Consider the following 12883-nt stretch of genomic DNA (forward strand, 5'->3'; position numbering starts at 1 on the left):
AGACCCCCGCGCGGCTCACTCCGGGTGCGGCAGCCGGTGCAGCGCCGCACGCGCCTCGGACATGATCCGGTCGACGAGTTCGGCGCAGGACGGCAAGTCGTCGATCACCCCGGCGACCTGCCCGCAGGCCATCACGCCGAGGTCGGTGCGGCCGTCGACCATCGCGGCCTTGAGCAGCACGGGGGTGTTGGCGGCGAGCAGGACCTGGCTCCAGGTCAGCTCCTTGCCGTGCTTCATCGCCAGGCCGTCGCGGACCATCGCCGCCCAGCTCATGCCGGTCTCGCGGCGGAAGGCGGCGGCGTGCCGGACCGCACGCCACAGGGACACGGCCCGGCCCGAGCGCTCCAGCGTGTCGACCAGGTCGCTGCGCAGCATCCGGTGGGGCAGGCCGTCGACCTTCGTGGTGACGGTGACGTCCTGGACGGCCGCGGCCAGGTAGCGGGCCTTGACGGGGTCGGGGACGGTGCTGTCGGAGGTGAGCAGGAAGCGGGTGCCCATGGCGATCCCGGCGGCGCCGTAGGCGAGTGCCGCGACCAGGCCGCGCCCGTCGTGGAAGCCGCCCGCCGCGATCACGGGGATGTCCACGGCGTCCACGACCTGCGGGAGCAGCACGGTGGTGGCGACGCTCCCCGTGTGCCCGCCGCCCTCGCCGCCCTGCACGACGACCGCGTCCACGCCCCACGCGGCGACCTTCTCCGCATGCCGTCGCGCGCCGACGGACGGGATGACGACGACGCCCGCGTCCTTGAGCCGGGCGATCGACTCGCGCGTGGGCGCGAGCGCGAAGGAGGCGACCTTCACGCCCTCGTCGATGATGATCCGGACCCGCTCGCCCGCATCGCCCGCGTCCGCCCGCAGGTTGACCCCGAAGGGCGCGTCCGTACGGGACTTGACCTCCCGGACCGCCGAGCGGAGCTGCCGCACCGTCATGGTGGCGGAGGCGAGGATGCCGAGCGCCCCGGCGTTCGCGGTGGCGGACACCAGGCGGGGGCCGGCCACCCAGCCCATGCCCGTCTGCACGAGCGGGTGCCGTACGCCGACCAGCTTCGTCAGCGCGGTGTCGAGCGTCGGGCCGGTCATGCCGCCCGCACCTCGCGCTCGCGCAGCCCGTTGGGGTCGATGACCTCACGGATCAACCGCAGTTCCTCGACGGTGGGTTCGCGGGTGTCCGGCACTTCGTCGGGGATCGCGAGAGCGAAGCCCGTGGCGTCGGCGACCTGTCCGGCCGTCACGCCGGGATGCAGGGAGCGCACGCGCATCGTCCGGTCCGGCGTGGCGAAGTCGAACACGCCGAGGTCGCTGACGACCTGGGCGAGGTGGTGGAAGCGGGTCGCGGAGGGGCCGGCCGCGACGGCACGGTCGTACCCCACCCCGCAGACCATGTCGACCCGCTCGACGAAGACCCGCCTGGAGTGGCGGGGGATCCAGTAACTGGTCGGATGGTTGAGGGTGTTGACGGGGGCTCCGCGCACGCCCAGCAGCTGCCGCCTCGGCTTGGCCCAGCCGCCGACGCAGGAGATGTTCTGGTTGCCGTACCGGTCGATCTGGCTCGCGCCCATCATCACGTGCCGCCGCCCGGTGGCCACCAGCGCCAGGTGCCGTCGGTACGGCAGCCAGCCCTCGATCACCTCTGACCTGGCGCCCACCGCCGGGACGTCCGCCGTCAGCAGTGCCTCACCGTCGGTCAGCAACAGGTCGGAGGCGAAGGTCAGCCTCGCCAGCCGGGCCCCGATCGTCGGAACGGTACCGATCGGGGCGGCCAGGATCTCGCCGGCGTCCCGCCATGCCTCGGCGCAGGCCACCACGCAGTACTCGGCGCGGGTCACCGTCATCGGGATCCCTCCTCCGCTTCCTCCTTGTGGAAGGCCGCGACCGCCGTCTGGTAGGCGTCCTCGTCTCCCGACAGGAACCGCTCGGCGAAGGCCCGCCAGGTCTCCGGGTCGCGGGCGGACCGCGCGTAGGCGCGCTGGAAGGACTCGTCACGGTCGTGGTCGGGAGCGCAGGACGTGAAGTGCGCGCCGTTCGGTGCTTCCACCACCCCGGTCACGAACGGCCGTTGGACCAGCAGGGTCTGCGGGCCGGCGTCCTTGAGCAGATCCGCGGTGTCCACGATCCGCTCACAGGAGACGTAGGCCGTATCGGCGGCCTGGCAGAACAGGTCGTCGAAGTACGGGTCGGGGCCCAGGTACTGCGCGTTGCCGTGCGCGTCCGCCCGGTTGAGGTGGACGAGCGCGGCGTCCAGCCGGAGGGCCGGGACGGCGAGGAGTTCCTCGCCGTCGTCGTACGGTGACGTGACCGTGCGCAGGTGGGGGTTGACCCGCATCACGTCCGAGCCGAGTCCGGCGCGGATCGGCAGGAAGGGCAGCCGGTGCGCGGCCGCGGTCAGGCCCCACATGAACATGGCCTCGTCCAGCTCCACCAGTTCGAACGCGCCCTGCTGCCGGGCCGTCGAGAAGTGGGGCTCCAGCGGGATCGAGTCGAGCGTCACGAACGCCGCGACCAGCTTGCGGATCTTCCCGGCTGCGGCGAGGAGGCCGACGTCCGGGCCGCCGTAGGAGACGACGGTGAGGTCGGTGACGTCGGAGCGCAGCAGTGCGCGCACCAACGCCATCGGCTTGCGCCGCGATCCCCAGCCGCCGATGCCGATGGTCATGCCGCTGCCGAGCCGGCCGACGACCTGCTCGGCGGTCATCGTCTTGTCCCTGCTCACGCCTGCTGCTCCTTCCCCGCGCCGAACCGGCTCCGCACCCGGCCGGCGACGCCGCTGAGGCCCGCCTCGAAGGTGAAGCCCTGCTCGAAGCGGTAGCTGCGGCGGACGTCGACCGGGTCGATTCCGTTGATCGCGGCCTTGGCGAGGCGGATGAGGTAGCCGTCCTTCGCGGCGATCTCACGCGCCAACTCCAATGCGGCGGCGCGGAGTTGTTCGCGCTGGACCACCTGCCACACGGATCCGTGCCGGTGCAGCTCGGCGGCGGTGACCGTACGCGAGGTGAAGTACAGGGTCCGCATCAGGTGCTGCGGGACCAGGCGGGCCAGATGGGTGGCCGCGCCCAGCGCGCCCCGGTCCAGCTCCGGCAGGCCGAAGGTCGCGTCGTCGCTCGCCACGATCGCGTCCGCGTTGCCCACCAGGCCGATCCCGCCGCCCACGCAGAAGCCGTGCACCGCCGCGACGACCGGGACCTCGCAGTCGTAGACCGCGGCGAAGGCCTCGGAGCAGCCGCGGTTGACGCCGATGAGGGCCTCGTTGTCCGCCGAGCGCTGGAGCTCCTTGATGTCGACACCGGCGTTGAAGCCGCGCCCCGCCGCGGTGAGCACCACGCAGCGCACCTCGGGATCGGCCCCGGCGGAGCGGAGGGCGGCGGCCAGGTCGTACCAACCCCGCAGAGGAAGGGCGTTGACGGGCGGAAAGTCCACGGTGACGACGGCGACGCCCTCTTCCGGGGCGGAGGTGGAGACACCCATGAGCGGATCAGCTACCTTTCCACCAAACGTTTGTTAGGTGCAAGGTAGCAGCGGTCCTCGCGCCGCGGGAGGTGTCCCATGGCATCGATCATCGATCTGTCCGGGTCCGTCGCCGTCGTCACCGGCGGTACCCGGGGCGTGGGCGCCGGCATCGCCCGGTCCCTGCTGGAGGCCGGTGCCGAGGTCGTGACCTGCGCCCGCCGCGCCCCGAAGGAGCCGGTCGAGGCGGCCGGGAGGACGGCCCGCTTCATGCCGGTCGACCTGCGCGACCAGGCGGCGGTCGGCGCCCTCTTCGACCGGATCCGGGAGGATCACGGCCGCCTGGACACGCTGGTCAACAACGCCGGCGGCACCCCGTACCGCATGCTCGACGAGGGCGGGGCCGCCCGGCACGCGCGCGTGGTCGAGCTGAACCTGCTCGCCCCGCTGACCGCCTCGCTCGCCGCGTACGAGGTGATGCGCGGTCAGTCCGGCGGCGGGTCGATCGTGATGATCGGCAGCGTGAGCGGTGGCCGCCCCTCCCCCGGCTCGGCGGCGTACGGCGCGGCCAAGGCCGGTCTCGACAGCCTGGCGCGGACGATGGCCGTCGAATGGGCCCCGCGCATACGGGTCAACACCCTCGTCCTCGGCATGGTCCGCACCGAACTGTCCCCTCTGCACTACGGCGACGAGGACGGCATCGCCGCTGTCGGGCGCACCGTGCCGCTCGGCCGCCTCGCCGAACCGGCGGACGTCGGCGACGCCTGCGTCTTCCTCGCCTCCGACCGCGCCTCCTACATCAGCGGCGCCAGCCTCCTCGTGCACGGCGGCGGGGAGCGGCCCGCCTTCCTGGACGCGGCGACCGCCAACCAGCGATCCGCGATCGACAAGTGACCCCCGATCGGAAGGACACCTCCACCATGAGCGGACTGTGCGCCGAACGCGTCGTCGCCGTCACCGGGGCGGGCCGCGGGCTCGGCCGCGCGCACGCCCTCGCGTTCGCCGCCGAGGGCGCCGAGGTCGTCGTCAACGACCTCGGCGTCGGCCTCGACGGCACCGGAGGAACCGCCGGTCCCGCGCAGCGGGTCGCCGACGAGATCCGGGCGCTGGGCGGGGACGCGGTCGCCCACAGCGGCGACATCACGACGAGCGACGGCGCCGCCTCCCTCGTACGGGTCGCCCTGGACACGTACGGCCGTCTCGACACGCTCGTCAACAACGCCGGGTTCCTGCGCGACCGCATGCTCGTCAACCTCGGCGAGGACGACTGGGACGCCGTCATGCGCGTCCATCTCAAGGGCCACTTCCTGCCGTTGAGGCACGCCGCCGCACACTGGCGGGCCGAGGCGAAGGCGGGCCGCACGCCCGAGGCGCGGGTGATCAACACCAGTTCCGGCGCCGGGCTCCTCGGCAGCGTCGGGCAGGGCAACTACTCCGCCGCCAAGGCCGGCATCGTCGGCCTGACCCTGGTGGCCGCCGCCGAGCTGGGCCGTTACGGCGTGCGGGTCAACGCCATCGCCCCGGCGGCCCGCACCCGCATGACCGAGCAGACCTTCGCCGGTGCCATGGCGGCCCCCGCGGACGGCGGTTTCGACGCCATGGCCCCCGAGAACGTCTCCCCCCTCGTCGTCTGGCTGGGCTCCGCCGCCTCGGCCGGGGTGACCGGCCGGGTCTTCGAGGCCGAGGGCGGCCGCATCACCGTCATGGAGGGCTGGCGCCCCGGCCCGAGCGCGGACAAGGGCGCCCGCTGGAGCCCCGCCGAGGCGGGCCAGGCGGCACTGAAGCTGCTGGCGGAGGCGGAGGCACCGCAGCCGGTGTACGGGACCCGCTAGCCCTCGATGCCCGCGGGCGGACAGGGGTCGGCAACTGCGGGGCGGGAGCGGAGATCTCAGTGCGACTCGCGGCTGACCTCCGAGCCGCTGGAGCCGACGAGGAAGTCGAGGTCGGCGCCGGTGTCGGCCTGCTGGACGTGGTCGACGTAGAGGCGCTCCCAGCCACGCCTGGGGTTGGCGAAGCCGGCGACGGTGGCCTTGTTCGGTGTGCGGCGGGCCAGTTCGTCGGCGGGGACCTCGACGTCGATGCGGCGGCCCTCGACATCGAGGCTGACGACGTCCCCCGTACGCACCAGGGCGAGGGGACCGCCGGCCGCGGCCTCCGGTGCGACGTGCAGGACGACCGTGCCGTACGCCGTGCCGCTCATCCGGCCGTCGCAGACACGGACCATGTCGCGCACCCCCTGCTCCAGCAGCTTCTTCGGCAGCGGCATGTTCGACACCTCCGGCATGCCCGGATAGCCCTTGGGGCCGCAGCCGCGCAGCACGAGGACGGAGTCGGCGTCGACGTCGAGGTCCGGGTCGTCGATACGGGCGTGGAAGTCCTCGATGCTGTCGAAGACGACCGCGCGGCCCCGGTGGCGCAGCAGGTGCGGGGAGGCGGCGGCCGGTTTGACGACGGCCCCGTCGGGGGCGAGGTTGCCCCGCAGGACGGCGATGCCGCCCTCGGCCACCAGCGGCTCGGCGCGGCCACGGATGACCTCGGTGTCCCAGATCGGGGCGTCGTCGAGGTGGTCCACCAGCGGGCGGCCGGTGACGGTCAGCGCGTCGGGGTCGAGCAGGTCGCGGACCTCGCGCAGGACGGCGAGCAGGCCTCCGGCGCGGTGGAAGTCCTCCATGAGGAAACGCCCGGCCGGCAGGAGGTCCACGAGCACCGGGACCCGCGAGCCGATGCGGTCGAAGTCGTCGAGCGTCAGGCCGATGCCGAGTCGGCCGGCGATGGCGAGCAGGTGGACGACCGCGTTGGTCGATCCGCCGATGGCGGCCAGCGCGACGATCGCGTTCCGGAAGGACGCCTCGGTGAGGAAGGTGCCCGGCCTGCGGTCGGCGGCCACCATGTCCACGGCCAGCCGGCCGGTGCCGTGGGATGCCTCCAGCAGGCGGCTGTCGGGGGCGGGGGTGCCGGCGACACCGGGGACGACCGTGCCCAGCGCCTCGGCGACCAGCGCCATCGTCGAGGCGGTGCCCATGGTGTTGCAGTGGCCGCGGCTGCGGATCATCGCCGACTCGGAGCGGGTGAACTGCTCCTGGGAGAGCTTGCCCGCCCGCACCTCCTCCGACAGCCGCCACACGTCCGTGCCGCAGCCGAGCGGTCGGCCGCGGAAGGTGCCGGTGAGCATCGGGCCGCCCGGCACGACCACCGCGGGCAGATCCACCGAGGCGGCGGCCATCAGCAGCGCCGGGATGGTCTTGTCACAGCCCCCCAACAGCACCACACCGTCGATCGGATTGGCCCGGAACATCTCCTCCGCCGCCATGGCCGCCATGTTGCGCCAGAGCATGGCGGTGGGCCGCATCTGGGTCTCCCCGAGCGAGACCACGGGCAGGTGCAACGGGATGCCGCCCGCCTCGTACACACCGTCGCGGACGGCGGCGGCCACCTCGGTCAGGTGGGCGTTGCAGGGTGTCAGGTCCGAGGCGGTGTCGGCGATGGCGATCTGCGGGCGACCGTCGAAGGCGTCGCCCGGGACGCCGCGGCGCATCCAGGCCCGGTGAATGTAGGCGTTCCGGTCCTGACCGGCGTACCACTGCGCACTACGAAGCTCCACACCCGCCTCTTTCCGGTGATCGACACAGCGGTCTAATCTCTGGAACGCCATGGAGCATACGCAGGCGTTCACCGGATCGACAGACGGGCGTGGGCCTGGACGAGCCGGCCCGGGTGATCGGCAGCCCGAAGCCGACCGTGCGCCGGGCGCTGGACGCGCCGCGCCCGGCGGGTGCGGCCGGACAGGACGCCCGCGGCCGGTATCTGCTCGGCGACGCGTTCCAGCCCGGCCCACGCCGCCGCTGTCGGAAAACCGCTGCTCGCCCACCAGTTGGCCACGAGACACGGGCCGCGGTCGGCCGGCTGGGACACCCGCACCGATGAGCCGGCACGCCGACCACGGCAACTCCCGCCGCAGATCCGGAGATTGATCCCATGCCTGTCATGCGGGCGTTCGTCCTGACCGCACCCGGCGCGTACGAGGTGCGAGCGGTCCCCGCACCGGAGCCGGCTCCCGGAGAGGTCGTCGTCGGCGTCGAACGGGTCGGCGTGTGCGGCACCGACGTGGAGTTCTTCACCGGCCGTATGGCCTACCTGCAGCAGGGTCACTCCGCCTACCCGATGCGGCTCGGCCACGAGTGGGCCGGCCGTGTGGCGGCCGTCGGCGACGGCGTCGACCCCGTCTGGATCGGCCGGCGGGTCATGGGCGACACGATGCTCGGCTGCGGCACCTGCCGTCGCTGCCTGCGCGGCCGTCACCATGTGTGCGACGGGCGACAGGAGGTCGGCATCCGCGGCGACCGCCCCGGCGCCCTCGCCGAGCGACTCGCCGTTCCCGTCTCCTCCCTGCATGTCCTGCCCGACACCGTCGACGCCACGCTCGGTGCGTTGGTGGAACCCGGGGGCAACGCCCTGCGGGCCGTACAGGCAGCCCGGCTGGCGGCTGCGGACAGGGTGCTGGTGCTCGGGCCGGGCACCATCGGCCTGCTCGTCGCGCTGTTCGCGCGCGCCGCCGGCACCGAGGTGCATCTGATGGGCCGGACCGACAACTCGCTCGCCTTCGCCCGCGCGCTCGGCTTCGCCCACGTATGGCGCGAGGGCGAGGTCCCGGACCTGCCCTTCGACGCGGTCATCGACGCCTCGAACGCGGCCCACCTGCCCGCGACGGCCCTCGACGCGGTCGAGCCGGGCGGCCGGGTGGTCTACGTGGGACTCGCCGGTGAGCCCAGCCGGATCGACACCCGCGCCCTCGTGTTGAAGGACGTCACGGCGGTCGGCATCCTGTCGGCCTCCCCCGGTCTGGACGCCACCATCCGGGCCTACGCGGACGGATCCGTCGACCCCAGGCCCCTGGTCGCGGCGACCGTCGGTCTCCGCCAGGCCGGACCCGTCCTCGCCGGAGAGCGCCCACCCGGGGCGGGACCCGGACCGAAGTTCCACATCGACCCGGGCCTGAGCTGACCGGGAGGGCGACCCGGCCCACCGCTCAGAACCGGGCCCCCACGTCCGCGCCGTTGCCGGGACGCAGGAAGGTGGAGGACGGGATGGAGCCGTCGGCCTTCCGGGGGCCGGTGATCGTGCCCGCGTCGGTGCTGACGAAGAACCAGTTTCCGCCCGTGTTCCACGAGTTGCCGCTGCCGGTGGAGTTCGAGCCCAGTGAGGCGTTGGTGCCGTTGGCCACCGCGAGGTTCCTCGTCAGCGTGCTGGAGGAGCGGCTGAAGTCGAACCCGGCCTTCGGATGGTCCCATGCCGTGCAGCGGTCGAGCTTCATCCGGCCCGGGTTGTTGTTGTCGATGAAGCCGCCGACCGCGTTGTCCCACGCCATGCTGTTGCGCACGGTGTGGTGGGCGGCGACGCCGTTGCCGCCCATCTTGAACCCGTTGCCGTCGCCCTGGTAGTCGGGCAGGCTCCACCGGTTGAACCCGTTGCCCCAGGCGAGGGTGTTCTCGGTGAGGATCGGCGACTCGAACATCCACCAGTCGAGTCCGTCGTCCGAGTTGTTCCACAAGCGGGCGCCGCGTACGACGTTGCCGCTGCCGGAGCCCTCCTTGATGGCCAGGCCGTCGGCGCTCTCACCGTTCTTGCGCGGGTCGCGGTTGCCGTGACTGTCGAGGTTGAGGATCTGGTTGTTGCTGCTCGCGCCCGCGAGGTGGAGCCCGGACTCGTAGTTGTCCCGGGTGACGAGACGGTCGTAGACGTTGTTGCCGGAGTCCAGCCCGAAGATGCCGTACGGGCCGTGGATGATCTCCAATCCGATCAGCCGCCAGTACTCGCCCTCGACGTGGATGGCGCCCCGCTCGGGGCGGGGGATCGTCGAGCCCACGGCGCCCGGCGTGTACGGCATGTTCTCGCCGTCGATGACGACGCGCTCACCGTTGTGGCCGCGCAGGGTGATGGGCCGGCTCGCCGTGCCGCTCTTGAGTAACCGGATGTTGGTGCTCGGCGCGTAGGTCCCGCCGCGGATCTGGATGGTGGACCCCGGCTTCGCCAGATCCACCGCCCGCTGGATCGTCCTCAAGGGCGCGGTGAGTGTTCCGGGGTTGCTGTCGCTGCCGTTCGTCGCCACGTACACGTCGCTCGCCCGCCCGTGACTGCCTGCGGCGGGCGCGGTGCCGGGGAAGGACAGGACGAGCAGTCCGGCCATCAGGGCGGAGAGGCCGGCGGGGAGGGTGGGGGGTTTCAGGCGCATGGGTTCGTCTCCAGGGTGCGGCTGTGCGGAACCAAGGTCGGAAAGCGCTTTCTCCCGGACGTTGCCGTGCGACGGTAGAGGCTTGCCCTGATCATGTCAATGACTCGGTACGTGATCGCTGTTCCCATGCATGAACCATCGGAGACACGACGCCGGGCGCGTCGAGCCGAACTCCGGGCCACGCGTGCCTGCGGAGTTCGGCTCATGGAGGGCGCGAGTGATTCCCGGCCGGTCAGTCCTCCTGGAGCACGGACAGCACGTTCCCGGCGGGGTCGGTGAACCACGCGATCGCCGCAGGACCCCCGTCACCGACCCGGACGACGCCCTTCTCGTCATGATCGAAGTCCGGGTAGCGCTCGAACGTCACGCCGCGCCGCCCCAGTTCGTCGACGGCCGTCTCGATGTCGTCCACGGGGAAGTTGAGGATCGTGAACGTCGCGGGGGTGTGCCGCTCCTTCGGATAGACGAAGACACGCGCGCCGCTGCCGAGCTTGATGGTCAGCATCCGCATCTCCCCCTGACCGGTCTCCTCCACCTCCAGGCCGAGAACCTCGCCGTAGAACCGGCGGGCCTCGCCGAGGTCGTCGACCGAGAAGCCGCTGAACGCCTGCGATTGTCCGAGCATGCCGTGTGTCTCCTTCGCGGGTGCGTCTGCCTGACGCTCCAGGGCACACCACACGAGTGACGGCGGCACCGCACGCCGCGCCGTCGGCGTCCGGATGGTGGTGCCGCCTTCACCCGCATGAAGCGAGGACCGCCCACGGCCGGTGCTCCGTCGGCGGCCTCGCGGCCCCCGCGCCCTGGACACCCCATAGCCGCTGCCGTCGCGAGCCGCCCCGAATACCCGAAGAGATCGCAGAACTTCCACAGACACTGCCCTTGGTCACTCAGGTCACACCAGAAGACCGCAGCAAGCCCTTGTCCCGCTGACTACCAACCGGTGAAGATCTACGGAACGTGCCCGACGACGTCGACGGGCACGCTCGAACGGAGCGCCGATGACACGACACGGCAGACGTAAGTTCCTCACTTACCTGGTCGCAGCCCCCACCCTCGCCCTGGCCACGAAGGTCGGCCTGGACGCCGCAGCTCCCAGCGCGGCCGAAGGCGCGATACCCACGCCGCCCGCGCCGGCCGACCTGGTCGACCTCGGCGACCTGCTGATCCTCGCGGGCACGCCCACCGCCAACATGCTGGTGCTGGAGATCGGCGAGGACGGGATCGTCGACTTCCGGCTGCCGAGGGAGGAGGTCGGGCAGGGCCTCACGACCGCCGTGGCGATGCTGGTCGCCGAGGAACTGGACGTCCCGCTCGGCCGGGTGCGCATCCGGCTGGACGACGCCCGGCCCGAGCTGGTCTTCAACCAGCTGACCGGCAGTTCGAACTCGATCCGTTCCCTCTACGACCCGGTGCGGCACACCGCCGCGGCCGCCCGTGCCCGCATGGTCGCCGCGGCGGCGGAACGGTGGGGCGTGAAGCCCGGCTCCCTGACCGTCCGTCAGGGCGTGGTGACGGCTCCGGACGGGCGTACCGCCTCCTATGGTTCGCTGTCGGCCACGGCGGCCTCCCCCGACCTGGGCGCGCTCGACGCCACCCCCAAGCCCGAGTCCGAGCACACGCTGGTCGGCACCCCGACCTCCCGCGTCGACGCCCGGTCGATCGTCACCGGCCGCCAGCACTACACCCTCGACCTGGAGGTGCCCGGCGCCAAGCCCTGCATGCTGCGCCGGCCGCCGACCATCAACGGCACCGTCAAGTCGGTGAACAACGAGTCCGCGGTCCGGGCCATGCCGGGTGTCCTGGACGTCGTGACCGTTCCCACGGGTGTGGCGGTGGTGGCGGAGACCTTCGGGCAGGCGCTCGACGGCAAGAACGCCCTGGACGTCACCTGGGGACCCGGAACCGTCGACACACTCTCCGACGACGACATCCGGGCGAAGCTGAAGGCGTCGACGGCCCCGCTGGTCGTCCCCGGGCTGCTGGTCAAGCACGTCGACGCCGAGTTCGACTTCGCGTTCGTCAGCCACGCCCCGCTGGAGACCAACTCGGCGGTCGCGGACGTCCGTCCCGACCGTGCCGAGATCTGGTCGGGGCTCAAGTCCCCCATCGTGGCCCGCCAGACCATCGCGAAGCGGCTCGGGCTGCCGGTGGACAAGGTCACCGTCCACGTCGTGCAGGCGGGTGGTTCCTTCGGGCGCCGGCTGTTCTTCGACGCGGCCCTGGAAGCCGCGCTCGTCTCGCAGAAGACCGGGCGCCCCGTCCGTGTCATGTGGTCGCGCATCGACGACATGCGGCACGGCCGCGCGCGCCCCGCGACCCACCACAAGATCCGTGCCACCTACGCGCTCGGCCAGGTACTCACGTTCGAGCACCGGGTGGCGGCCGTCGAGACCGACTTCCGGCACGGTCTCGGCGAGATCCTGACCGCCACCGCGTCCGACCTGCCCGCCGGGGTGGGCAACGCGGGCTTCGCCCAGACCCTCTTCCTGACCACCGTGAAGTCCCCCTACAACTTCGGCGTCACCACGCAGCTGCTCACCGAGGTGCCGCTGAAGATGCACACCGGCTCCTGGCGCTCGGTGTACTCGGCCAACACCCGGGGAGCGGAGGAGATCGTCGTCGACGAACTGGCCGCCAAGCAGGGCAAGGACCCGGTGGCCTTCCGGCGCTCGTTCCTCAAGACCGCCCGGCAGCGGGCCGTGCTGGACAAGGTGGCGGCGGAGGGCGGCTGGGGTCGCGCCCTGCCGAAGGGCTTCGCGCAGGGCGTCGGCTTCCACGAGGAGTACAAGTCCTGCACGGCCTGCCTGGTCGAGATCGACGCCACCGACCCGAAGAAGCCACGGGTGACGAAGGCCGTCATCGCCGCCGACGTGGGGCGGCCGGTCAATCCGCGAGGACTGGAGGCCCAGCTGCTCGGCGGACTGACCGACGCCATCTCCACCACCCTGCGGGCCGGGCTCCACATCGACAAGGGGCTGCCGCTGGAGGGGAGTTACTCCCAGTTCCACTACGCGCGGCAGAAGGACAGCCCCAAGGACGTGAAGATCTTCATCATGCCCGCGAGCGGCGAGCCGGGGGGCGCGGGGGAGCTGGGCGTCCCGGCGGCCGTCGGGGCGATCGCGAACGCCTACGCCCGGGCCACCGGTACGAAGCCCCGCAGCTTCCCTGTCAATTTCGACGTCGACTTCACCCCGTTCCCGCGCTGAGACTCCT

Annotated in this window: 11 protein-coding genes and 1 pseudogene; 5 read left to right on the top strand and 7 right to left on the bottom strand. The window is 72.2% G+C overall.

The features are described from left to right. Nucleotides 1-15 precede the first annotated feature (15 nt). From ABZ078_RS01110 to ABZ078_RS01125, 4 genes are read right to left on the bottom strand one after another with little or no spacing between them, the layout of a single operon-like run. Complete coding sequence (locus tag ABZ078_RS01110; protein WP_356570334.1) at nt 16-1080, bottom strand: nitronate monooxygenase; 1065 nt, start codon at nt 1078-1080, stop codon at nt 16-18. After that, nucleotides 1077-1832 (bottom strand): CoA-transferase, encoded by a 756-nt coding sequence (locus tag ABZ078_RS01115; RefSeq protein ID WP_356570335.1) that lies wholly within the window; start codon nt 1830-1832, stop codon nt 1077-1079. Before ABZ078_RS01115 ends, ABZ078_RS01110 begins: the two co-directional genes overlap by 4 nt. Further along, on the bottom strand, nt 1829-2692 hold the full coding sequence (locus ABZ078_RS01120; protein ID WP_356570477.1) for a CoA-transferase: 864 nt from the start codon (nt 2690-2692) through the stop codon (nt 1829-1831). The genes ABZ078_RS01115 and ABZ078_RS01120 overlap by 4 nt, the downstream gene beginning before the upstream one ends. A 14-nt stretch (nt 2693-2706) precedes the next feature. Next, complete coding sequence (locus ABZ078_RS01125; RefSeq protein WP_356570336.1) at nt 2707-3462, bottom strand: enoyl-CoA hydratase family protein; 756 nt, start codon at nt 3460-3462, stop codon at nt 2707-2709. Nucleotides 3463-3540: 78 nt separating this feature from the next. Here ABZ078_RS01125 and ABZ078_RS01130 point away from each other — a divergent pair, with 78 nt between their 5' ends. Continuing rightward, nucleotides 3541-4335: an SDR family oxidoreductase gene (locus tag ABZ078_RS01130; RefSeq protein WP_356570337.1), complete on the top strand. Its 795-nt coding sequence runs from the start codon at nt 3541-3543 to the stop codon at nt 4333-4335. Between the two features lie 26 nt (nt 4336-4361). Next, a complete protein-coding gene (locus ABZ078_RS01135; RefSeq protein WP_356570338.1) occupies nt 4362-5273 on the top strand; it encodes an SDR family oxidoreductase in 912 nt (303 codons plus the stop codon). Nucleotides 5274-5329: 56 nt separating this feature from the next. On the opposite strand, the gene ABZ078_RS01140 is transcribed toward ABZ078_RS01135, so the two are convergent. Next, nucleotides 5330-7042 (bottom strand): IlvD/Edd family dehydratase, encoded by a 1713-nt coding sequence (locus ABZ078_RS01140; protein ID WP_356570339.1) that lies wholly within the window; start codon nt 7040-7042, stop codon nt 5330-5332. Between the two features lie 35 nt (nt 7043-7077). On the opposite strand from ABZ078_RS01140, the pseudogene ABZ078_RS01145 reads away from it, so the two are divergent. Together ABZ078_RS01145 and ABZ078_RS01150 are read left to right on the top strand one after the other, a co-directional pair. Beyond that, nucleotides 7078-7263, top strand: a pseudogene (locus tag ABZ078_RS01145) (hypothetical protein); the annotation flags it as partial. Nucleotides 7264-7416: 153 nt separating this feature from the next. Then, on the top strand, nt 7417-8442 hold the full coding sequence (locus ABZ078_RS01150) for an alcohol dehydrogenase catalytic domain-containing protein (protein WP_356570340.1): 1026 nt from the start codon (nt 7417-7419) through the stop codon (nt 8440-8442). Nucleotides 8443-8467: 25 nt separating this feature from the next. Here the strand turns inward: ABZ078_RS01150 and ABZ078_RS01155 are convergent, their stop codons facing one another. Next, entirely contained in the window at nt 8468-9670 is a 1203-nt protein-coding gene (locus tag ABZ078_RS01155) for a right-handed parallel beta-helix repeat-containing protein (RefSeq protein ID WP_356570341.1), read from the bottom strand. Nucleotides 9671-9902: 232 nt separating this feature from the next. Next, nucleotides 9903-10295, bottom strand: a complete 393-nt coding sequence (locus tag ABZ078_RS01160) for a VOC family protein (protein ID WP_356570342.1) — start codon at nt 10293-10295, stop codon at nt 9903-9905. Between the two features lie 373 nt (nt 10296-10668). On the opposite strand from ABZ078_RS01160, the gene ABZ078_RS01165 reads away from it, so the two are divergent. Beyond that, complete coding sequence (locus ABZ078_RS01165; RefSeq protein ID WP_356570343.1) at nt 10669-12876, top strand: molybdopterin cofactor-binding domain-containing protein; 2208 nt, start codon at nt 10669-10671, stop codon at nt 12874-12876. Nucleotides 12877-12883: the final 7 nt, after the last annotated feature.

This window comes from Streptomyces sp. NPDC006385, from assembly GCF_040612485.1.
GTDB lineage: Bacteria > Actinomycetota > Actinomycetes > Streptomycetales > Streptomycetaceae > Streptomyces.

What these genes read in the sequence shown, in the direction of transcription:
- ABZ078_RS01110 (WP_356570334.1), bottom strand. Translation starts at nt 1,080, where the DNA reads ATGACCGGCCCGACGCTCGACACCGCGCTGACGAAGCTGGTCGGCGTA.
- ABZ078_RS01115 (WP_356570335.1), bottom strand. Translation starts at nt 1,832, where the DNA reads ATGACGGTGACCCGCGCCGAGTACTGCGTGGTGGCCTGCGCCGAGGCA.
- ABZ078_RS01120 (WP_356570477.1), bottom strand. Translation starts at nt 2,692, where the DNA reads ATGACCGCCGAGCAGGTCGTCGGCCGGCTCGGCAGCGGCATGACCATC.
- ABZ078_RS01125 (WP_356570336.1), bottom strand. Translation starts at nt 3,462, where the DNA reads ATGGGTGTCTCCACCTCCGCCCCGGAAGAGGGCGTCGCCGTCGTCACC.
- ABZ078_RS01130 (WP_356570337.1), top strand. Translation starts at nt 3,541, where the DNA reads ATGGCATCGATCATCGATCTGTCCGGGTCCGTCGCCGTCGTCACCGGC.
- ABZ078_RS01135 (WP_356570338.1), top strand. Translation starts at nt 4,362, where the DNA reads ATGAGCGGACTGTGCGCCGAACGCGTCGTCGCCGTCACCGGGGCGGGC.
- ABZ078_RS01150 (WP_356570340.1), top strand. Translation starts at nt 7,417, where the DNA reads ATGCCTGTCATGCGGGCGTTCGTCCTGACCGCACCCGGCGCGTACGAG.
- ABZ078_RS01155 (WP_356570341.1), bottom strand. Translation starts at nt 9,670, where the DNA reads ATGCGCCTGAAACCCCCCACCCTCCCCGCCGGCCTCTCCGCCCTGATG.
- ABZ078_RS01160 (WP_356570342.1), bottom strand. Translation starts at nt 10,295, where the DNA reads ATGCTCGGACAATCGCAGGCGTTCAGCGGCTTCTCGGTCGACGACCTC.
- ABZ078_RS01165 (WP_356570343.1), top strand. Translation starts at nt 10,669, where the DNA reads ATGACACGACACGGCAGACGTAAGTTCCTCACTTACCTGGTCGCAGCC.